Source organism: Kribbella sp. NPDC000426 (genome assembly GCF_040300265.1).
Lineage (GTDB): Bacteria > Actinomycetota > Actinomycetes > Propionibacteriales > Kribbellaceae > Kribbella.
Window position 1 is genome coordinate 626,679 of record NZ_JBEPDK010000003.1, and the last position, 20,477, is coordinate 647,155.

23 protein-coding genes are annotated in these 20,477 nt (G+C 68.6%); 10 read left to right on the plus strand and 13 right to left on the minus strand.

What is annotated here, in order from left to right; translation table 11 throughout:
* Positions 1–9 precede the first annotated feature (9 nt).
* The 6 genes from ABT313_RS16820 to ABT313_RS16845 all read right to left on the minus strand — a co-directional run bounded on the left by ABT313_RS16820 (position 10) and on the right by ABT313_RS16845 (position 5,514).
* Positions 10–240: a hypothetical protein gene (locus tag ABT313_RS16820; RefSeq protein WP_350853793.1), complete on the minus strand. Its 231-nt coding sequence runs from the start codon at positions 238–240 to the stop codon at positions 10–12.
* Between the two features lie 66 nt (positions 241–306).
* Positions 307–549, minus strand: a complete 243-nt coding sequence (locus ABT313_RS16825; protein WP_134121400.1) for a LuxR C-terminal-related transcriptional regulator — start codon at positions 547–549, stop codon at positions 307–309.
* A gap of 5 nt (positions 550–554) precedes the next feature.
* Positions 555–1,976, minus strand: a complete 1,422-nt coding sequence (locus ABT313_RS16830; protein ID WP_350853797.1) for a rhamnulokinase — start codon at positions 1,974–1,976, stop codon at positions 555–557.
* Positions 1,977–1,984: 8 nt separating this feature from the next.
* The gene (locus ABT313_RS16835; protein ID WP_350853800.1) at positions 1,985–4,024 is read right to left on the minus strand and encodes a bifunctional aldolase/short-chain dehydrogenase; all 2,040 of its coding nucleotides are present in this window, start codon (positions 4,022–4,024) and stop codon (positions 1,985–1,987) included.
* Positions 4,021–5,184: an L-rhamnose isomerase gene (gene rhaI, locus ABT313_RS16840; protein WP_350853803.1), complete on the minus strand. Its 1,164-nt coding sequence runs from the start codon at positions 5,182–5,184 to the stop codon at positions 4,021–4,023. Before rhaI ends, ABT313_RS16835 begins: the two co-directional genes overlap by 4 nt.
* A 3-nt stretch (positions 5,185–5,187) precedes the next feature.
* Positions 5,188–5,514 carry an L-rhamnose mutarotase gene (locus ABT313_RS16845; protein ID WP_350853806.1) on the minus strand — a complete coding sequence of 109 codons (327 nt, stop codon included), beginning with the start codon at positions 5,512–5,514 and terminating at the stop codon, positions 5,188–5,190.
* Between the two features lie 199 nt (positions 5,515–5,713).
* Here ABT313_RS16845 and ABT313_RS16850 point away from each other — a divergent pair, with 199 nt between their 5' ends.
* Positions 5,714–6,790, plus strand: coding sequence for a LacI family DNA-binding transcriptional regulator (locus tag ABT313_RS16850; protein WP_350853809.1), 1,077 nt, complete (start codon positions 5,714–5,716; stop codon positions 6,788–6,790).
* Positions 6,791–6,835: 45 nt separating this feature from the next.
* A complete protein-coding gene (locus ABT313_RS16855; protein ID WP_350853811.1) occupies positions 6,836–7,882 on the plus strand; it encodes a lysylphosphatidylglycerol synthase transmembrane domain-containing protein in 1,047 nt (348 codons plus the stop codon).
* 3 nt (positions 7,883–7,885) lie between these two features.
* Here the strand turns inward: ABT313_RS16855 and ABT313_RS16860 are convergent, their stop codons facing one another.
* A complete protein-coding gene (locus ABT313_RS16860; protein WP_350853814.1) occupies positions 7,886–8,521 on the minus strand; it encodes a TetR/AcrR family transcriptional regulator C-terminal domain-containing protein in 636 nt (211 codons plus the stop codon).
* A gap of 77 nt (positions 8,522–8,598) precedes the next feature.
* Here ABT313_RS16860 and ABT313_RS16865 point away from each other — a divergent pair, with 77 nt between their 5' ends.
* The gene (locus ABT313_RS16865) at positions 8,599–9,402 is read left to right on the plus strand and encodes an alpha/beta fold hydrolase (protein ID WP_350853817.1); all 804 of its coding nucleotides are present in this window, start codon (positions 8,599–8,601) and stop codon (positions 9,400–9,402) included.
* 40 nt (positions 9,403–9,442) lie between these two features.
* On the plus strand, positions 9,443–9,994 hold the full coding sequence (locus tag ABT313_RS16870; RefSeq protein WP_350853820.1) for a DUF4240 domain-containing protein: 552 nt from the start codon (positions 9,443–9,445) through the stop codon (positions 9,992–9,994).
* Here ABT313_RS16870 and ABT313_RS16875 read toward each other — a convergent pair.
* From ABT313_RS16875 to ABT313_RS16885, 3 genes are read right to left on the minus strand one after another with little or no spacing between them, the layout of a single operon-like run.
* Positions 9,991–10,656: a hypothetical protein gene (locus ABT313_RS16875; protein WP_350853823.1), complete on the minus strand. Its 666-nt coding sequence runs from the start codon at positions 10,654–10,656 to the stop codon at positions 9,991–9,993. The two genes, ABT313_RS16870 and ABT313_RS16875, sit on opposite strands and share 4 nt — an antisense overlap.
* A gap of 3 nt (positions 10,657–10,659) precedes the next feature.
* Complete coding sequence (locus tag ABT313_RS16880) at positions 10,660–11,886, minus strand: RNA polymerase sigma factor (RefSeq protein ID WP_350853826.1); 1,227 nt, start codon at positions 11,884–11,886, stop codon at positions 10,660–10,662.
* Positions 11,883–12,236 (minus strand): YciI family protein, encoded by a 354-nt coding sequence (locus ABT313_RS16885; RefSeq protein WP_350855132.1) that lies wholly within the window; start codon positions 12,234–12,236, stop codon positions 11,883–11,885. Before ABT313_RS16885 ends, ABT313_RS16880 begins: the two co-directional genes overlap by 4 nt.
* Before the next feature lie 180 nt (positions 12,237–12,416).
* Between ABT313_RS16885 and ABT313_RS16890 the strand changes: the two genes are divergently transcribed.
* The 3 genes from ABT313_RS16890 to ABT313_RS16900 all read left to right on the plus strand — a co-directional run bounded on the left by ABT313_RS16890 (position 12,417) and on the right by ABT313_RS16900 (position 14,500).
* Positions 12,417–13,811 (plus strand): MFS transporter, encoded by a 1,395-nt coding sequence (locus tag ABT313_RS16890; RefSeq protein WP_350853829.1) that lies wholly within the window; start codon positions 12,417–12,419, stop codon positions 13,809–13,811.
* An 88-nt stretch (positions 13,812–13,899) separates the two neighbouring features.
* A complete protein-coding gene (locus tag ABT313_RS16895; protein ID WP_166679556.1) occupies positions 13,900–14,055 on the plus strand; it encodes a DUF6131 family protein in 156 nt (51 codons plus the stop codon).
* An 82-nt stretch (positions 14,056–14,137) separates the two neighbouring features.
* Complete coding sequence (locus tag ABT313_RS16900; RefSeq protein ID WP_350853833.1) at positions 14,138–14,500, plus strand: YciI family protein; 363 nt, start codon at positions 14,138–14,140, stop codon at positions 14,498–14,500.
* Here ABT313_RS16900 and ABT313_RS16905 read toward each other — a convergent pair.
* Positions 14,471–15,238: an enoyl-CoA hydratase/isomerase family protein gene (locus ABT313_RS16905; protein ID WP_350853836.1), complete on the minus strand. Its 768-nt coding sequence runs from the start codon at positions 15,236–15,238 to the stop codon at positions 14,471–14,473. The genes ABT313_RS16900 and ABT313_RS16905 overlap by 30 nt on opposite strands.
* Positions 15,239–15,512: 274 nt before the next feature.
* Between ABT313_RS16905 and ABT313_RS16910 the strand changes: the two genes are divergently transcribed.
* The gene (locus ABT313_RS16910) at positions 15,513–16,490 is read left to right on the plus strand and encodes an SH3 domain-containing protein (protein WP_350853839.1); all 978 of its coding nucleotides are present in this window, start codon (positions 15,513–15,515) and stop codon (positions 16,488–16,490) included.
* A 60-nt stretch (positions 16,491–16,550) separates the two neighbouring features.
* On the opposite strand, the gene ABT313_RS16915 is transcribed toward ABT313_RS16910, so the two are convergent.
* Positions 16,551–17,819 carry an FAD-binding oxidoreductase gene (locus tag ABT313_RS16915; RefSeq protein WP_350853841.1) on the minus strand — a complete coding sequence of 423 codons (1,269 nt, stop codon included), beginning with the start codon at positions 17,817–17,819 and terminating at the stop codon, positions 16,551–16,553.
* Positions 17,820–17,895: 76 nt separating this feature from the next.
* On the opposite strand from ABT313_RS16915, the gene ABT313_RS16920 reads away from it, so the two are divergent.
* Positions 17,896–18,633: a phosphotransferase family protein gene (locus ABT313_RS16920; protein ID WP_350853844.1), complete on the plus strand. Its 738-nt coding sequence runs from the start codon at positions 17,896–17,898 to the stop codon at positions 18,631–18,633.
* Here the strand turns inward: ABT313_RS16920 and sigJ are convergent.
* Positions 18,614–19,492 (minus strand): RNA polymerase sigma factor SigJ, encoded by an 879-nt coding sequence (gene sigJ, locus ABT313_RS16925; RefSeq protein ID WP_350853847.1) that lies wholly within the window; start codon positions 19,490–19,492, stop codon positions 18,614–18,616. The two genes, ABT313_RS16920 and sigJ, sit on opposite strands and share 20 nt — an antisense overlap.
* 85 nt (positions 19,493–19,577) lie before the next feature.
* Between sigJ and ABT313_RS16930 the strand changes: the two genes are divergently transcribed.
* A complete protein-coding gene (locus ABT313_RS16930; protein WP_350853850.1) occupies positions 19,578–20,363 on the plus strand; it encodes a glycoside hydrolase family 16 protein in 786 nt (261 codons plus the stop codon).
* Positions 20,364–20,477: the final 114 nt, after the last annotated feature.

Sequence of the window (20,477 nt, forward strand, 5' to 3'; positions counted from 1 at the left end):
ATCAGCCCGCTAGTGCTTGGTGTGTTTGGACTGGCGTGGGTTGGGCGGTGGGTCGTCGTTTTCGGGCCATAGGTTTTGGGTTGGGTTGGGGCGTTGGTGGTGGTCGCTGCGGTCGGGGGACGGTGGGCGCGCCTCGGCCCGGGGTTTGGGGGTTTTCGACTGGGCGCCGGCGAGTAGGGCCGCCACGATCACCAGCGCGGCGGCTGCGACGACGATCCAGATGATGGTTGTTCCGTTCATCGCTCCTCCTCGGCTCGATGATCAGAACCCCCGGTACCCGGGCCGGGCGCGGGTTAACGGCGTACGTCAGACCAGGCCGCGGCGGGCCGCCCAGACGATCGCCTCGATCGCGGTGCTGAAGCCGAGGCGGTCGCAGATCAGCCGGGTACGGCGGCGGACCGTGCGCTCGGAGAGTTCGAGCCGGCGGGCGACCGCATCGACCGGCAGTCCGGTGGCGAGCAGACGGAGGAGTTGGAGATCGTCATGGCTGATCTCGCGCGGCGGCACCCGTCGCGCGAGCGGTCGAAGTTCTTGGGGGAGAACGGTCATACAGATCACCTGGTTCCGAACATCCGGGACTCGGCGGCGTCCCAGTCGGCCGGTTTGCCCTGCGGGGTGTAGGTCCGCAGGCGATGGGTGGAGCGGACCAGCGCGCGCATGGCGGCCAGGTCCGGCAGGGGCTCGCCGAGAGCGCGAGCTTGGACGAGTACGTTGCCGAGCGCGGACGCCTCGACCGGCCCGGCCAGGACCGGCAGCCCGCACGCGTCGGCGGTCAGTTGGCACAGCAGTTCGTTCTGGGAGCCGCCCCCGATGACATGCAGTACGTCGACCTCGCGGCCGGCGATCGACTGCGCCGCACGCAAGGTACGCCGATACGCCAGCGCGAGGCTCTCCAGAATGCAGCGCACCATCGCACCTCGCGACCGCGGCGGCTCCTGCCCGGTCGCGCGACAATGCTCCTCGATCCTCGCCGGCATGTTGCCCGGGGCAAGGAATTCGGGTGCGTCCGGATCGACGAGCGTCGCGAACGACGGGGCGGCGGCAGCGGCTCGCAGGAGCCCGTCCAGGTCGTCGTCGCCCCAGACCCGCTGGCATTCCTGGAGGATCCACAGGCCCATGACGTTGCGCAGGAACCGGATCCGCCCGTCGACGCCGCCCTCGTTGGTGAAGTTGGCCTCGCGCGCTTCATCGGTCAGCACCGGCGCGTCCAACTCGAGCCCGACGAGCGACCAGGTCCCGGACGAGATGTAGGCGAACCGTTCATCCGCAGCAGGCACAGCAACCACAGACGAAGCCGTATCGTGCGACCCGACCGCAATCAGCGGGATCCCCGGCGCCAACCCGGTCTCGTCCGGCAGCACAGTCCCGATCACATCACCCGGCTCCCGCAGCTCCGGAAATACCCGGCGTGGAAGACCCACCCGCGAGATCAGCTCCTCGCTCCACTCCCGCGAGCGCACGTCGAACAGCTGCGTGGTCGAAGCGTTCGTCCGCTCCACCCCGATCTCGCCAGTCAGCCAGTACGCAAGCAGATCAGGAATCATCAGCAGACTGGTCGCACCCTCGAGCGGCTCCGCGGCCAGCTGGTAGATCGTGTTGAACGGCAGTTGCTGCAGACCTGTCGCGACGTACAGATCCGCGGCCGGCACCTTCTCCAGCACACGCTCCATCACGCCGTCGGTGCGGGAATCGCGGTAGTGGACGGGGTTGTGCAGCAGCTGGCCGTCGGCGTCGAGGAGGCCGTAGTCGACCGCCCACGAGTCGATCCCGATTCCGTCGAGGGCGCCGGCCGCCAGCAACCCGTCCAGCGTCGACCGATACAGGTGCAGGATGTCCCAGTGCAGCCGCCCGTGGACGCGCACCGGGCCGTTCCAGAACCGGTGCACCTCGCGCAGCTCGAGGACGTGCGCGCCGACCTCGCCGAGCATCACCCGACCGCTCGACGCACCCAGATCCACCGCCGCGACCCGCTTCATGGCAGCGCCTACCGCAGGAAGGCGGCTGCCACGCCGGCGTCGACAGGCACGTGCAGACCGGTCGTGTGGGTCAGGTCGCCGCCGGTCAGCGCGAACACCGCGGCCGCGACGTTCTCCGGCAGCACCTCACGCTTCAGCAGGGTCCGCTGCGCATAGAACGCACCGAGCTCCGCCTCCGGTACGCCGTACACCGCGGCCCGCTGTGCGCCCCAACCGCCGGCGAAGATCCCGGACCCGCGGACCACGCCGTCCGGGTTCACGCCGTTGACGCGGATCCCGTACTCGCCGAGCTCGGCCGCGAGCAGCCGGACCTGGTGTGCCTGGTCCGCCTTCGCCGCGCCGTACGCGACGTTGTTCGGGCCGGCGAAGACCGAGTTCTTGCTGGAGATGTAGATGATGTCGCCGCCCATCCCCTGGTCGATCAGTACCTTCGCGGCCGCCCGCGATACCAGGAACGAGCCCTTCGCCATCACGTCGTGCTGCAGGTCCCAATCCCGTTCCGTTGTCTCCAGCAACGACTTCGAGATCGAAAGCCCGGCGTTGTTGACGATCAGGTCCACCCCGCCGAACGCCAGTACGGCGTCCCGCAGCGCGGCCTCGACCGCCTCCGCCGACGACACATCGGCGCCCACGGCAACGGCCACGTCGGACGAACCGAGCTCCTTCGCGACCGCCTCGGCAGCCGCCAGGTCCAGGTCCGCGACGACGACGCAGGCGCCCTCGGCCGCGAGTCGAGTAGCGATCGCCTTCCCGATGCCCGACCCGCCGCCGGTCACGAGCGCAACCCGGGTCGCGAGCGGCTTCGGCTTGGGCATCCGCTGCAGCTTGGCCTCCTCCAGCGCCCAGTACTCGATCCGGAACTTCTCCCGCTCGTCGATCGGCGCGTACGTCGACACCGCCTCGGCGCCGCGCATCACGTTGATCGCGTTCACGTAGAACTCGCCGGCCACCCGCGCGGTCTGCTTGTCCTTCCCGAAGCTGAACATCCCGACGCCGGGGACGAGCACGATCGCCGGATCGGCGCCCCGCATCGCCGGGCTGTCAGACTCGGCGTGCCGGTTGTAGTAGGCGGCGTAGTCCTCGCGGTAGGCGGCATGCAGCTCCTTGAGGCGCGCGACCGCGTCCTCCAAAGAAGCGGAAGCCGGCAGATCCAGTACCAGCGGACGCACCTTGGTCCGCAGGAAGTGGTCCGGGCAGGAGGTGCCGAGGGCAGCCAGCTCGGCCAGCCTCTCCCGGGCAGTGAACTCGAGCACGACGTCGGAGTCGTTGAAGTGTCCGACCTGCGGCTTGTCGGTCGACGCGAGCCCGCGAATCACCGGGGCCAGCGCGGCCGCACGCACCCGGCGTTCATCGGCCGGCAGCGCCTCGAAACCCTGGACGACCGCGCCGAACGGCTCCGCCTTGCCGTTGTCGGCGAGGAACTGTTCCGCCGTACGGATGATCTCCAGCGAGTTCGCCTCGCACTCCTCGGACGTGTTGCCCCACGCGGTGATGCCGTGACCGCCGAGCACGCAGCCGATGGCCGCAGGGTTCTCGCGCTTGACCGCGGCGATGTCCAGACCGAGCTGGAACCCGGGCCGCCGCCACGGCACCCAGACCACCCGGTCGCCGAAGCACTCCGCCGTCAACTTCTCACCGTCCGCCGCGGTCGCCAGCGCGATCCCGGAGTCGGGGTGCAGGTGGTCGACATGAGGGGCGTCGACCAGCCCGTGCATCGCGGTGTCGATCGACGGCGCCGCGCCGCCCTTCCCGTGCAGGCAGTAGTCGAACGCGGCGACCATCTCGTCCTCGCGGTCGACACCCGGATAGGCATCGACGAGCGCGCTCAGGCGGTCGAGCCGCAGTACGGCCAGCCCGGCCGAGGTCAGCGTGCCGAGGTCGCCGCCGGATCCCTTGACCCACAACAGATCCACGGGGTTCTGCGTGACCGGATCGGTCGCCGTACCCTTCGCCGACGTGTTGCCGCCGGCGTAGTTGGTGTTCCGCGGATCGGCACCCAGTCGGTTGCTACGCGCAACGAGCTCGGCTGCGGTGTCACTCACACTCATGCTCCCCATCCGGCTTGCTGACCGCCCACGCGATCCTTGGTGATCTGCTCGAAGTAGCCGCTGCGCTTGTACGCCGCGACCGGGTCGGCGTCCAGTCCCTGCGACTCGCGCAGTTCCGCGAGCAGCGGACGGACGTCGGTGTTGTAGGCGTCCATCAGCGCCGCATTCGCGCCCAGCACGTCACCCGAGGCCTGGGCCGCGCGCAGTACGTCGCGGTCGACCAGCAGCGCCTTCGCGGTCGCCTCCTGGACGTTCATCACCGAGCGGATGATCGCGGGGATCTTCTCCTCGATGTTGTGGCACTGGTCGAGCATGAACGCGATCCCGCGGTCCGGGTCGAGCGCGTCGCCGCGGACGATCTCGTTCATGATCCGGAACAGCTGGAACGGGTCGGCCGCCCCGACCATCAGGTCGTCGTCGGCGTAGAACCGGCTGTTGAAGTCGAACGCGCCGAGTTTCTTGGTCCGCAGCAGGAACGCGACGATGAACTCGATGTTCGTGCCCGGCGCGTGGTGCCCGGTGTCGATACAGACCGTTGCCTTCGGCCCCAGCTCGAGACAGTGCGCGTACGACGTACCCCAGTCCGGCACGTCGGTGGTGTAGAAGGCCGGCTCGAACAGCTTGTATTCCAGCAGCATCCGCTGGTCGTCGCCGAGCCGGTCGTACACCTCCTTCAGCGCGGTCGCGAGCCGGTCCTGCCGGTCCTGGATGTCGTCCTGGCCCGGATAGTTCGTGCCGTCGGAGAACCACAGCTTCAGGTCCCGGGAGCCGGTCGCGTCCATGATGTCGACGCATTCGAGCAGGTGGTCGGTGGCCTTGCGGCGGACCGCGGGGTCGGGGTTCGTGACGCTGCCGAGCTTGTAGTCGTCGTCCTGGAAGACGTTGCTGTTGATCGCCCCGAGCCGGACGCCCTGCTCCTTCGCGTACGCCGCCAGCGCGGCGTAGTCGTCGACCTTGTCCCAGGGGATGTGCAGCGCGACGCTCGGCGCGACCCCGGTGTAGGAGTGGACGACGGCCGCGTCGGCGATCTTCTCCTCCGGCGAGCGGGGTACGCCGGGCTGGGCGAACACCTTGAACCGGGTGCCGGAGTTGCCGAACGCCCACGAGGGGAGCTCGATCTCCTGGCGGCTCAGCGCGGCCTTCACGGCATCGGTCGTCATGGGTCAGCCCTCTCTCAGGTGGAAGATCTCGGGAAGCAGCAGGAAGGACTCGTCCGGCGGCCTGCCATCGATCCCGGTGAAGAACTCGGTCATCTCCGACTGCCAGCGCGTGTTGACCTCGGTGGCCGCCATCGCCTTCTGGGCGGCGTCCAGGTCTTCGGCCTCGACGTACCCGATCAGCAAACCGTCGTCGCGGAGGAACAGCGAGTAGTTGTGCCACCCGGAGTCCCGCAACGCGGCCTGCATGTCGGGCCAGACGTTGCGGTGGCGGTCGACGTACTCGGCCAACCGGTCCGGCCGGACCTGCAGGCAGAAGCAGTAACGATTCACGGCGGCACCTGTGTCTGAGCGGGCGGGAAGGCTATGAAAGGTTTCAAGAACGTCTCATGACGCTAAGCGGGTGTACAGGCGGCCGTCAAGTGCCTGCCCACCTTTTGCGACCGATCCCGGACTGCCGACGCGGAGAATCCGCAGGAACCGGGTATTCTTCGGCAGCTAACACGTTTCAAGTTGCGCAGGGGAGGTTCTCGTGTCCGTCGACGATGCGGAAGCCCTGCCCGAGCGCACGCGGCGACGCCGTACGCCGAAGCCGCACGCCGCCGGCGTGAAGGCCGTGGCCGCGGCGGCCGGCGTCTCGCTGGGGACCGTTTCCAACGTGCTGAACCGGCCCGAGGTGGTCAGCCCGCTGACCCGCGCGAAGGTCGAGGCGGCGATGGCGTCGCTGGGCTTCGTCCGTAACGAGTCGGCGCGGCAGCTGCGAGCGGGCTCGAGCCGGATCCTCGCGTACCTGATGCTCGACGCCGGCAACCCGTTCTTCACCGATGTCGCGAAGGGCGTCGAGGAGGCGGCCCAGGCGGCCGGCCTGTCGGTGTTCCTGTGCACCAGCAGCGAGGACGCGGACCGCGAGGCGGCGTACCTCGATCTGCTCGAGCAGCAGCGGGTGCAGGGCATCCTGATCACGCCGATCGACCAGAACTCGTCCCGCCTGCGCAAACTGCCCTCCCGCGGTACGCCGGTCGTCGTGGTCGACCGCGCTCTCGACGAGGGCCAGCACTGCTCGGTCGCGGTGAACGACGTCCTCGGCGGCGAGCTCGCGATCTCGCATCTGCTCGAGCTCGGCCACCAACGGATCGCGTACGTCGGCGGCCCGAACACGATCGGTCAGGTCGTCGACCGGCGCGAAGGCGCTCGCCGGGCCTTGAAGTCGGCCGGGAGGCCGGCGGCGGATCTGATCGAGCTGACCACCGGCGCGCTCACCGTCGCCGAAGGTAGGGGCGCAGGGCAACGACTCGCCGGGCTCCCGGCTGATCGCCGGCCGACCGCGGCGTTCTGCGCGAACGACCTGCTGGCGTTGGGATTGCTGCAACAGTGCGTGAGTCTGGGGCTACGCGTTCCGGAGGATCTCGCGATCGTCGGGTACGACGACATCGAGTTCGCCGAGGCTGCCGCCGTACCGCTGACCTCCGTGCGTCAGCCGCGACAGCTGCTCGGCCGGACCGCGGCGGAGCTGCTGCTGGACGAGTCGTCGAACCCGGACCACGAGCACCAGCGCGTCACGTTCACGCCGGAGCTCGTCGTGCGCACTTCCACCCGCGGGACGCTGTAAGCAGGCGTTATGGTGGGGCAAGGGGTTCTCTGGGCGAGGTGAGTCATGCGCGTCGCTGGCGGGGGTTTGGTACGGCGATGGGGCGGCCGCGCGGTCGGCCTGGCGATCACCGGTGTCGGCCTGTACATCGTGGCGCCGAGCATCCTGTCACTCTTCGGGGCCTGGCCGCGCCTCGCGGACGTGGATCCCTGGTGGTTCCCGATCCTCGTGGTCCTGGAGGGCTGTAGCTTCGCCGCTCTGTGGTGGCTCGCCAGACTGGCTCTCGACCAGGACAGCGCAGAGCAGTCCAACGCGGGATGGGGCACGATCGCGACCGCCCAGCTGGCCGGGAACGCGGCCAGCAAGGTGATACCCGGCGGTGCGGCTGCGGGCAGCGTCCTCCAGGCCAGGCTCTTGATCCAGGCCGGGCAGCCGGCCGCAGTCGTCGCCTCCGCACTGACCGCGATCGGCCTGATCACGACCGGCGTGTTGCTGCTGTTGCCCGTGCTGACGATTCCCGCCGTCCTGATCGGTCCGCCGCCGGCCAGGCAGCTCGAGCTCGGTCTCCTGGTCTCGTTGATCATGGCGATTCTCATCGTCGGTTTCGGGCTGGCCGCCCTCAAGTGGCCACGGTTCGTCGTGCTGGTCGGTCGCGGGGCCGGACACGTGATCCACCTCGTGAAGCGCAGTGTGACCGCCGACAGTTGCGCCGCCCTGCTGGTCATTCAGCGGGAGCGAGTTGCCGCCGCCTTCGAGGGCCGGTGGTGGGCCGCGGCCTTGGCTGCTGCCGCGAACCGCATGTTCGACTACGCCGCGCTGGTGGCCGCGTTGGCCGCGCTGGACGTTCACGTTCGGCCTTCGATGGTGCTGCTGGCCTATGTCGTGGCTCAGGCGCTCGCGATGATTCCGATCACGCCAGGCGGTCTCGGCTTCGTCGACGCGGGTCTGACCGCGCTTCTCGTCCTGATCGGAGTCAGCCCGGACGCCGCGCTGATCGGGACTCTCCTGTATCGGCTCGCGTCCTTCTGGTTACCGATCCCGCTGGGCCTCCTGGCCTGGGCAGGCTGGCGGATCCACCTGCACATCACCCGGCCGGCTCGGGACGACCAGTAGCCGTCAGACGCCGTACGCCGCGAGGAAGACGTCGGCCGCCTGGTCGGCGAGCTTGTCCAGCTCGCCGGGCTTCGGACGCTGGCGTGTGCCGGCGAACATCGCGCGGTTCATCGGCTTGTACATGACCAGGCCCGCGAACTGGTACGCCGCGAGCGTGGGGTCCTCGAGCTCCTTCAGCAGACCGCGATCGCTGAGCCTCGTGAGCGCTTCACCGAGTGCGTCCAGCGACTGCTCGAAGCCTCGGTTGAACCAGGCTCCGCAGACCTCCGGGAAGCGGTCCGCCTCTGCGATCACCAGTCGGCGCAGCTGCAGGACGCTGTCGGCGGTCAGGCTCTGGAGCAGGCGATGAGCCAGCGCACGCAGGGCTTCCCGGGCATCGGCGGCTCCGTCGAGGGTTTCGACGTACGCCTGTAGTAGGCCGTCCATCAGCTGGTCGCTGGTGCCGAGGACGATCTCGGCGAACAGGCGTTCCTTGTTCTCGAACTGCTTGTACACGGTCTGTTTGGAGACGCCGGCGTTCGCGGCGACCTCGTCCATGCTCGCGCCGAGGTACCCGTGCTGGAGGAAGGCCGTGGTCGCGGCGGCCAGGATCGCGCGGCGCTTGCGGGGCGTCCGTCCTTCGAGCTCTACCTGCTCCATCCGGAAATCATACTAGACAGTCCAGTTCTCTGGCGAGTACTGTACGGTCTAGTTCCCTGCCACTGAGGAGAAGACCGATGAGCACCGTGACATCCGCCGACGGCACCACGATCGCTTTCGACGCGTACGGCGAGGGCCGGCCGCTGATCCTGATCGATGGAGCCACCGCACACCGCGCCGTCAACCCGGCGAACGCCGAGGTCGGCGAGCTGCTGAGCGACGAGTTCCGCACGTACGTGTACGACCGGCGCGGCCGCGGCCAGAGCACCGACACGGCGCCGTACGCTATCGAGCGCGAGATCGAGGACATCGCTGCCCTGATCGAGGACGCCGGTCAGCCGGCCATCCTGTTCGGCTGGTCGTCCGGGGCACTGCTGGCCCTGGATGCTGCCGCAGCCGGCCTCCCCATCGACGGCCTGGTCCTCTTCGAGCCGCCCGTCGTCGTGGACGACGTCCGCCCGCCGCTCCCCTCCGACTACGTCGAGCAACTGGACGCGTTCGTCGCAGAAGGCCGCCGCGACAAGGCCGCCGAACTCTTCATGACCGCCGCCGCAGGGCTGCCCGCCGAAGCCGTCGCCGGCATGAAGCAGTCCCCGTACTGGGCCCCCGTCGAGGAGATCGCCCACACCATCGCCTACGACGGCCGCATCATGGGCACCACCATGTCCGGCAACCCGCTCCCGGACGACCGCTGGTCCGCAGTCAAACTCCCCGTCCTCGTCCTCCACGGCGACAAAACCTGGCCAGCTCTCTCCTCCGGCGCCCAAGCCGTAGCCAACCACCTCCCCACCGCCACCCTCACCCCCATCCCAGGCGAAAACCACAGCACCGAGCCCAGCACGCTCGCTCCGGTACTGCGGACCTTCGCCGGCGGCCTCTGACCCCTCCCGTTGGACCCCGGGTCGGTGAGATGGTTTATGGGTGGACAGGGATGGTTTCTGGGGTCTTGTCGAGGAGGCGCGGGCCTCGGTGGATGACACCGTGGCTGATCCGGACGGGGTTGCGGACGCGTTGACCAAGGTGCTGGGTTCGGCGGCGGCCGGGGAGATCGCGGGGTTCGGGGTCGAGCTCGCGCGGTTGCAGGTCGAGTCGTACCGGTGGGACCTGTGGGCGGCGGCGTACCTGATCAACTCCGGGGCATCGGAGGACGGGTTCGATTCGTTCCGCGGGTGGTTGATCGCCCAGGGGCGTGAGGTCTGGGACGCCGCGCTGGCGGGGCCGGACTCGCTCGCGGACGTGGTCGACGAGGATCGGCCGGAGGGGTTCGAAGGGTTCGACGGCGAAGGGATGCTGCACGTCGGCAGTCACGCGTACAAGAACGTGACCGGCGACGAAGCGGCGTACTGGAAGGCTGTTGACGCGGATGCCCCGGACACACCGGACATGCCTGCCGGTGCGGAGATCGACTTCGACGACGAAGACGACCTCGAGGCTCACCTGCCCCGGCTGGCCGCGCTCTACCTCGACAACTAGGCCGGTTCGCCGCTGAGGCGTTCGATGGCAGTCCGGAGGCGGCGGCGCCAACCGGACTGGCCGGCCTCCTCATCTGCAGCGGCCAAGCTCACCAGGTGCTGCGCCATCTCGAAGCTCTCGTCGGTCTGCGGCTCTACGTCGGTCAACGCCGACTGCGGCTCGTCATGGTCGTACCCGAGCGACCTGCTCCTCCACCCGAACCCGTCCGGTACCAGCAGCTCCGGCACGAGCGTCTCGTGACTGAGCGACATCAGGTCCTTGTCACCGTTGCCAATGCTGAAGATCGTCGTACCACGTCGACGTACGTCGCTGACCCGCTCCAGCAACGTGTCGGCCGGATTGTCCTCGGCGACCACCAGCAGCGACTCGCCGCGGCCAGCGTCCTGCAGCCGGTCCAGACCGATCGCCAGGTGTGGCGGTGCGCCCGCTGGCGGTGCCCAGCGAACCAGTGACGGCCGTGCGTCCTCGATGCCCGCTCGGTGAAGCTCGTCGTCCAGATGCGCGGTCAAGTGCCACGGCTCGTCGTCGACCGGTCCGAACAGCATGAGCCCACTGCGTCTGGTCGTGAACCTTCGCAGTGCGTAGCCGAACTGCGTCGTCCGGCTCCCAAGCTCAGTACCGCTCAGCATCTCCCGGAGGAGCGAGGCTCTGGTCAGATCCACACCTCAGGCTAACCGGTCAGCCTTCGACTGGAGGTAGTTGCGCTCCGGCACGCTCGTCGTACGGCGGGCCGCGAGCAGGTAGCTCTCCCGAGCAGCAGCAGTGTCACCGGACATCTCGAGCAGGTGTGCGCGCACAGCCTCCAGCCGGTGGTTCATCCGGTCGTCGGCCTCGAGTGGCTCGAGTACGGCGAGCCCCTCCTTCGGACCGACTGCCATAGCGACAGCGACCGCGTGGTTGAGCTTCACCATCGGGTTGTCGACCAACTGCTCGAGTACGTCGTACAGCGCGACGATCTGCCGCCAGTCCGTGTCGTCAGCGTCCTCAGCCGTGTCATGCACCGCAGCGATCGCGGCCTGCACTTGGTACGGCCCCAGCTGCGACCGCGACAGCGCATCGGTCACCAGCGCTTCGCCCTCGACGATGGTCGCCTTGTTCCACTTCGACCGGTCCTGCTCGGCCAGCGGAATCAGCGCCCCGTCCGGCCCGGTCCGGGCCGGACGACGGGCGTCCGTGAGCAGCATCAGCGCCAACAGCCCGGCCACCTCACCGTCATCCGGCAGCAGCTTCCGGACGCCGCGCACCAGCCGGATCGCTTCGGTAGTGAGCTCCGCACTGTGCAACGACGTACCGGATGAGGCGGTGTAGCCCTCGTTGAAGATCAGATAGAGCACATGCAGTACTGCGCCCATCCGCTCGTCCCGCTCCGCCTCGGGCGGCATCTCGAACGAACTCCCGGCCTGCTTGATGCTCCGCTTCGCCCGGCTGATCCGCTGCGCCATCGTTGCCTCTGGCACCAAAAACGCCGCCGCGATCTGCGCGGTGGTGAGACCGCCGACAGCACGCAGCGTCAGGGCGATCTGCGAGGCCGGCGACAACGCCGGGTGACAGCAGAGGAACAACAACGTCAGCGTGTCGTCCCGGCCGCCCGGATCGTCGATCTCCGGGCCTGAGGCAACGAACTCCTCCGGTGCGGCGAGCTGGACCGCGTTCTCCTCACGCCGTCGCCGTGCCGACTCGCTGCGGAGCAGATCGGTCAGCCGCCGCGACCCGACCCGGATCAGCCAGCCCCGCGGGTTGTCCGGCAGGCCCTCACTCGGCCACTGCTGCGTCGCCGCGAGCAGCGCCTCCTGGACCGCCTCTTCGGCCAGGTCGAAGTGCCCGTAGTGCCGGACCAGCGCACTCAGCACCTGCGGCGCCTGCTCCCGAAGCAGGAGCTCGAAGTCAGTCACATTTCCAGCCCGGACGCATCCATCACCGGCCGCACCTCCACCGCGACGTACTCCGCGTCAGGCATCCGGGCGGCGTACCCGATCGCCTGGTCGATGTCGTCGCACTCCACCAGGTAGAACCCGGCCAGGTGCTCCTTGGCCTCGGCGTACGGCCCGTCCGTCGTGGTCGTGGTGTCGTCACGCACCTGCACGGTCCGCGTGGTGATCGGGTCGGCCAGCCCGGCCGCACTGACCAGGAGGCCCTGCTCGGTCAGCTCCCGGGCCAGCGTCTCGTGCGCGGTGGCCAGTCCGTCGCGTTGCTCGGCGGACAGGCTCGCCCAGCTCTCCGGGTTGCTGTAGATCAGCAGCATGTACTTCACAGGCACCATCCTGTCGCTTGCGGAGGCCCCTGTGACCCCCTGTCACCTGCTACGTCGAAACAAGCCCACCGAACTTCGACAGATCGAGGATGTCGAACTCCGCCCGGCCGGCACCGACGTCTCCACCGAGTGACGCTCAGCCGGGGCGTCCCGGCGTACTGGAGATTCCTGATGGTTTCGCATTCGAAGCGCTGGCTGGCGCTGGCACTGCTGTGTCTGACCGGGTTCATGATCATCCTGGACGCGTCGATCGTGCTGGTCGCCGTGCCGTCGATCGAGCGCGAGCTGACGTTCTCGACCGGGGGCGTGCAGTGGGTGCCCAGCGGGTACGCGCTGATGTTCGGCGGGCTCCTGCTCCTCGGCGGGCGGATCTCGGACCTGCTGGGTCGCCGGCGGGTCTTCATGACCGGATTGCTGTTGTTTGCCGGGTCCTCGCTGCTGTGCGGGTTCGCGTGGAGCGGAGACGCGCTGGTCCTCGCCCGCGGGCTGCAGGGCGCGGCGGCCGCCGTACTGGCGCCGAGTGCGTTGTCGATCGTGATGACGACGTTCCCGTCCGGTGCGGATCGCAACAAGGCGCTCGGCATCTGGGGCGCGACCAGCGGGGTCGGAGGTACGGCGGGGTCGCTCATCGGCGGACCGGTGACGGACGGACTCGGCTGGCAGTGGATCTTCTTCATCAACGTGCCGGTGTGCCTGCTGGTCGTCGTACTCGCACCCACGCTGCTGATGGACAGCCGCGGACCAGGACGCCGCGGTTTCGACGTCGCCGGCGCGGTCACAGTGACGGCAGCGCTCATCGTCCTCGTGTACGCCGTCATCGAGGCACCCGAGTCGTCGGGGCTCCGGACCGCACTGCTCGTCGTGCTGTCGGCCGTCCTGTTCGCAGCGTTCGTCCTTGTGGAGAAGCGATCCGCGGCACCGCTCGTACCACTGCGGATTTTCCGCTCGAGAGCACTGGTCGGCGGCAACCTCATCACGATCGCCTGGGGCCTGGCGGCGTTCGGACTCAACTTCGTCTACACGCAGTACGCCCAGCTCGCTCTGGGCGCGTCAGCGATCCGCTACGGCCTCATGTCCGCCGTACTCGCGGCCGCCGCGGTCGTCGGCTCGATCATCGGCCAGCACCTCGTCACGCGCGTCGGCCCACGCTGGGTCGCCTCGGTGTCGCTGCTGATCGCCGGAGTCGGTACGATGCTGATGACGCAGCTGACCGTGGACTCCGGGTACTTCGAGCTGGCTTTCTGGGGTTTGACGATCTTTGGCGCCGGACTGGGGGCTGGAACGGTCGCGGGTTCGATCGCCGCGCTCAGCGACGTACCGGGGGAGGACTCCGGCGTCGCGTCGGGTCTCCAGAACGCCAGCTTCCAGATCGGCGGCGCAGTGGGTGTTGCGGCAGTCTCCGCTGTCGCAACCGCCAGTACGTCGGGCACGTCGCCGGTCGACCTGACACACGGGTACCGGATCGCCTTCGCGACAGTGTGGTTGTTCATCGCGATCGGTCTGGCCGGTTGCGGCCTCCTGCTCACCCGCAAACGCTCACTGCGGCTCGAGCCGGTCGCGTCCTGAAACTCAAACACCCGTTGGAGGTTAGGCGTGGGCACCTGGTTCGTGTGGCCGCCGGCGACCGCCAGCCGGCCCTTGCGAAGGAGGCTTCATGCTCATCCTCGGTTTGATCCTGCTGATCTTGGGATTCTTGCTGAGTATCCCGATCCTGTGGACCATCGGCATCGTGCTGCTGGTGGTCGGAGCGGTGCTCTTCCTGCTCGGATCGACGGGCCGTGCTGTCGGCGGCCGCCGGCACTGGTACTGATCCACCCCCGGACCTGAACGGCCGGACCCCGCGGACCACGAGGCCGCGGGGTTCTGTCCGTCCCGATGGCTACGGTGAACCCATGAAGTACGTCGTGATGATCTTCCGCAACCTCGACCGCGTCTGGACCGACGAGGACCAGCAGGCCGTCGTCCGCCTGACCCGGCTCAAGCGTGAGCTCGACGAGTCCGGCGAGCTGGTCAGCTCCGAGGGCCTGCTGCCGCCCGAGGAAGGCCGGATCGTGCAGATCCGCGACGGCGAGCAGGTCGTCACCGACGGGCCGTTCGGCGAGGCCAAGGAGCAGCTCGCCGGGTACTTCCTGGTCGATGCCGTCGACGACGAGCGGGCCCGGGCGATCGCGTCGCTGGTCTCGGCCGCGGTCGGCGACCGGGTCGAGCTCCGCGGCACGCTGATCTCAGCGGGGATGCCAGCGGAACTCCGGTGACCGCTTCTGCGTGAAGGCGTCGATCCCTTCGGCCAGTTCGCCGGACGCGATGGTCTCGCGGTACCGCCGTACCGCTGCCGCATCGGCGTTCTCGCCCGCCAGCAACGCGTTGACCGACTCCTTGGCCGAGCGGATCGTCAGCTGTGACCGCGAGACCAACGTCTCCGCGAACGCCTCGGCCGCCGCCATCGGATCGTCAGCGACCCGATCGACCAGCCCCTTCAGCTCGGCCTCGACCGCGGTCAGCAACTCGCCGCTGAACAGCAGGTACTTCGTGGTTGCCGGACCGACCAGGTCGAGCAGGACCTTGATCGCGGCCGGCGGGTAGACGACGCCGATCCGGGCCGGCGTGACGCCGAAACTCGCATTGCGCGCCGCGAACCGGAAGTCGCAGTTGACCGCGATCTCCAGACCGCCGCCGATGCAGTGCCCGCGGACGACCGCGATCGTCGGCTTAGGGAACTCCCGCAACGCCGCCTGGGCCCGCAGGTTGAATGCCCGCAGCTCGGCCATCGGATCAGCCGGATCGTCACCGGAGATCAGCTCCCGGATGTCCGCACCGGCCGAGAAGCTCGAGCCGGCGCCGGTGACGAGCAGGACCTTCACGTGGTCGTCGTACGCCAACTCCGTGAGCAGCCCCGGCAACGCCTCCCACATCGACCGGGTCAGCGCGTTCCGCTTCTCGACCCGATCGATCACCAGCCGCGCGACCGCCCCACGCTCGATCCGAAACTCCACGCCCGCAGTCAACCAGCAACAAGCACCGAACCGCCGCGCCCTGAGCCACACCCGGATCGCCAGCCGATCACGACCGCGATCACGGCGGCGATTTGTCGACCAAGCGTTTGATCTCGGGGCGATTACATCCGGATACCGGGCGAATCACGGTGCCGGCGAGTCTGTGGATGTTCGTAATGCGTTAAGACCGAGGGCCGATTCGAACCGGCGCGGCGAAGTGTGCTTGACTCCTCCGGTCGATAACGTTTTGGTCTCGGCAGATTGGGTTCGACAAGTGGCTGAAGGACGGCATAGACAGGCGCGGCACCGCCAGCAGCGCAAGAAGGTGATCCAGCCAGGTCTCGCAAAGGTTGTGATCCCCGGCGCGGCAGTGGCCCTGGTGGCCACCGGCTCGGCCGCCGCACTCCCCGCCCAGCACGTCAAGCTCGACCCGTCGATCGCCAGCTCGTCCCTGCAGCTGTCGCGCGACACCACGATCAGCCGGGACGCTCTGCGTCCGCCGATCGGCGCCACGTCGTCGACCCCCAGTGCGTCTCCGACGCCGAAGGCGTCACCGACCGCGAAGCACCTGAAGAAGCAGGCGCCGATCCCGACGCCGACCTCCGCGAAGACCCGCGCGGCCGCGGATCTGAACGCGGCGCCGCCGAAGATCAGCGGCACGAAGTACACCACCACCGACGTGAACCTCTGGTCGATCCCGCTGACCGGCAGCCTGCTGGACGTGCTGCCGAAGGGCACCAAGGTCTCGGTCACCGGCAAGATCGACGGCATCTGGGCCGAGGTCGTCAGCGACGGCAAGTCTCGCTGGGTCAAGGCGCAGTACCTGTCCGCCACCAAGCCGGTCGCGAGCGTCGGCGGCGGCTCGATCTCGCAGGCGGCCTGCAAGTCCGGCTCGGCGATGGAGTCCGGTCTGACCCAGGACGCGATCCGCGTGCACCGGGCGATCTGCGCGATGTTCCCCGACATCACGTCGTACGGCGGGCTGCGGTCCGGTGACAGCGGTTCGGAGCACTCCAGCGGCCGCGCGGTCGACATCATGATCAACAGCTCGTCCGAGGGCCAGGAGATCGCCGACTGGCTGAAGGCGAACTACAAGAAGCTCGGCGTCAGCCAGCTGATCTGGGAGCAGCACATCTGGACGGTCCAGCGCAGCAGCGAGGGCTGGCGCGCGATGGAGGACCGCGGCAGCGCGACCGCGAACCACATGGACCACGTCCACGTCTCCGTCTACGGCAACTCCGGCACAGTCTGAATTCCTGAGGCGCCCTGAGCGATCCGGTCCCTTGACCCTCCTGGGGACCGGATCGCTTTGTTATGGCCGGATGTTGGCGTTCAGGTGGAAGAAGTTCGCCGGGTCGTAGGCGCGCTTGACCTCGCGCAGCCGGCGCAGATCGTCGGCGTCGTACGCCGTATCCGCGCGGCCCAGGTCGCCGAGGAAGTTCACGAACGTGCGACCGGAGCTCGGCAGGCCGGCGACCTCACGGTCGACGATCAGCGAGTACGACGCCTGCCGGTGGCCGACCGGTCCCGCACCCGGCCCGGGGTTCGCCATCGCGCCACCCCAGTGCCGGATCTCGACCGTGGCGTCCTCGAGTTCGGTGACGAGGTCGATCACCTCGTCGGTGAGGGCGTCCAGGAAGTCGAGGTGGCGGGCGGGGGTGCCGCCCATCGCGGCATCGGCGTACTCGATCGTCTGCAGTTCGCCGGCGAGGCGTTGCCCGGCCGTTGCGAGGAGCGGCTTGAGCAGGTGCTCCGCGAGGTCGGCGGGGCCGGCGTACATGACCTTGATCGCGACGGCGCGCTGCTCGGTGCCGGGGACGCGGGTCAGAAGGACGGCGGTGCTCAGCTCGTTGGGAATCGTGGCGGTCCAGTCGCGGTACGCGCGCAGGATCGCGGCGGCGCGGTCGATGCCGAAGTACACGATGCCGGCGTGGATCTGGCGGACCGGGTACAGGCGGAACTCGAGTGACGTGACGACACCGAAGTTGCCGGTGCCGCCGCGGATCGCCCAGAACAGGTCTGCGTGGTGTTCCGCGCTGGCGGTGACCGTACGTCCGTCGGCGGTGACAACCTCGGCGCGGATCACGCTGTCGGCCGCGAACCCATACTTGCGGGCCAGCCAGCCCACACCGCCGCCGAGCGTGTACCCGGTGACGCCGACGTCTCGGTGCGAGCCGGACAACGGGGCGAGTCCGAACTGTCTCGCCGCATCCAGCACCGCGCCCCAGCGAGCACCCGGCGCGACCTTGGCGATCCGTCGCTCCGGGTCGATCAGCACCGACGTCATCGGCGTCGTCTTCAGCAGGATCCCACCGTCCGCCGGTACGCGCGTCCCGTGACCGGTCGCCTGCACAGCGATCGGTACGCCGTAGTCGCGCGCGGTGCGGACCGCTGCCTGTACGTCGGTCCTGGTGTAGGCCTCGGCAACCAGCAGCGGGCGTGAGTCCACCGACGGGATGACGGAACGACGCTGCTCGTCGTACTCGACCTCTCCGGGCAGCCGGACCGCACCGTTGAACCCGGCCCCCAGCAGCCCCGCAACAACGTCACTGACAACCGCTGCAATCGCCTGCGTAGACATCCGATCCCACTCCCTCGCCGTATCAGCTCCTGCCCATACGTCGAAGAGGGGACCCCGTTATCGACACACTTTCCCGATGACCCACACAATCTCGGTCTCCGGCTCGGTTCTGACCAAGCACTACACCTCCTGGTCCCGCAACGAGCCGGACCGGGAGTGGGCCGCCCTCACCCTCCTGTCCGAAGCCGTACCGGACCTGGTCCCGCACCCCATCTCCAGGACCTCCGCCCCGTCGGTGACCATGACCACCGTCCCCGGCCATCCCCTCACCGGCTCTCTGCACCCTCCCCAACTGACAGCTCTGGGCGATGCGATCGAGGCACTCTGGTTCATCCCGTCCAGCACCCTGGCACCGATCGATCTTGCTGCTCTTGTCGACCGCACCCGCACCGGTCTCACTACGCTGCAGGATGGCGACGGCGTTGTTGCTCGGGCCGCTTCGGCCTGGCTCGACAACGAGCCGCCGGACCTCACCGCCGTACACGAACCTGTGGTTGCCCACGGCGATCCCAACCTCGCCAACTACCTCTGGGACGGCACGCGTGTCCGCATCGTCGACTTCGAGGACGCCGGGCTGGGCGACCGCACAGTCGAGCTGGCCAACCTGGTCGAGCACCTGTCCGGACGCGAGACCGACTGGACCCCGCTGGTACGACGCTTCGCCCCGGACGCCGAGCGCTTCCGGGCGGCCCGCTGCCTGTGGGCCGGCTTCTGGCTCACGCTGATCGGACCGGGCGGACCCAGCGCGCACCGCAACCCACCTGGCACCGCAGAGGTGCAGTCGGCGCGGATGCTCACGCTGGTAGCGGGATGACCTCTAGGCGTTCCAGGTCGGCCAGGATGTCGATCTGGGTGATCTTGCCGTCGGTGACCGTGACCGCCATGACCCCCATCAGACGGTCGTTGACCACGGTGATGACCCCGGGCACGCCATTGACCAGCGCCACCTGGTTGTAGGGCGCCATCCGGCTGAAGAGCAGCGCCTGCTCCACAACAGCCTTCGCACCACGCACCAGCTTCGACACCGCCGGCCCAGCGAAGTCCGCACTGGCAGCACCGGCGTCCGCGCGGAGTAGTACGTCGGGGTCGAGCAGCTCGAGCAGGGCCTCGAAGTCACCGCCACGCGACGCCGCCATGAACGCCTCGACGATCACCCGCTGTCGACTGACATCCCCGTCACTCGCAGGAGCCCCCTGCACCCGCCGCCGCGCCCGACTGGCCAGCTGACGCGTCGCAGCGGGGGACTTGTCCACAATCGTCGCGATCTCGTCGAACCCGACACCGAACATGTCGTGCAGCACGAACGCCAGCCGCTCAGCCGGCGACAGCGTCTCCAGTACGACCAGCAGCGCCAGCCCGATCGCATCCGCCTGCACGGCCTCGTCCTCCGGCCCCGGCTCGCCGATGATCGGGTCCGGCACGTACGTGTCCAGTGAGTCCTCGCGCCGCGACTTCCGGCTGCGCAGCAGGTCCAGACAGACCCGCGACACCGCTGTGGTCAGCCAGCCCGCCAGATTGCCGACATCACTCACGTCGGTCCGGCTCAGCCGCAGCCAGGCCTCCTGTACGGCGTCCTCCGCCTCGGCCACCGACCCGAGCATCCGGTACGCGACCGCGCGCAAGTGCCCGCGGTTCTGCTCGAACTGCCGCGCCAGCTGCTCGTGGTCGTCCACCGGTGCTGTCTCCTGTCGCATCACTTCCCTGACGAATGGGAGCACCATGATGTGACAGCGTGCCCGATCCACTCATGATGGGGTCATGAGTCAGGTGCGCGGTGACTTGGTGTTCGAGGACGACTTCGATGCGTCGTCGCTCGACCGGTCCGTCTGGTCGCCGTACTACCTGCCGCAGTGGAGTTCGCGCGCGACCTCGGCAGCGACGTACCAGCTGGGTGACTCGTGCTTGACGCTCAGCATCCCGGCAGACCAGGGTCTGTGGTGCGAGGGCGACCACAAACCCAACCTGCGAGTCTCCGGCATCCAGTCCGGTAACTACTCGGGCCCGGTGGACAGCGCGGTCGGGCAACAGCCGTATCGCGAGGGCCTGGTCGTCCGCGAGGAGCAGGAGCCGTTCTGGGGCTGGACTCCGAACGGCGGGTACGTCGAACTGCGCGCCCGGGCCGAGCTGAGTCCACGGTCGATGGTGTCGCTCTGGATGGTCGGACTGGAGGAGCAGCCGGAGCAGTCCGGCGAGATCTGCGTCATGGAGGTGTTCGGCGACGCTCTGGTACCGGGCCGGTCGACGGACGTCGGCATGGGCCTGAAGACGATCCGCGACCCCGCCGTACCGCAGGACTTCGAGGCGGTCCGGCTCCCGATCGACCTGCGTGAGTTTCATACGTACGCCGTCGAGTGGACCGGCGGCGAGGCGACGTTCTTCGTGGACGGGGCTGCGATCCGGAGTTGCCAGGGCGCACCGACGTACCCGCTGCAGTTGATGCTGGCCGTCTTCGACTTCCCTGAAGGGGGCGGTGGGGCGCATGTCCCCACGTTCACCGTCGACTCCGTCCGTGGATGGAACGTTGCGGAGGCTTTGGTGGCCTGACTAAGGTCAGTGTCATGTTCCAGCGCGCAGGTATGTGGTGGGCCGTCGACTGACGGCCTGACTCCGCGCGTATCCACCCGGCCGTCTCCTGCGAGGCGGCCGTTGTGATGTCCC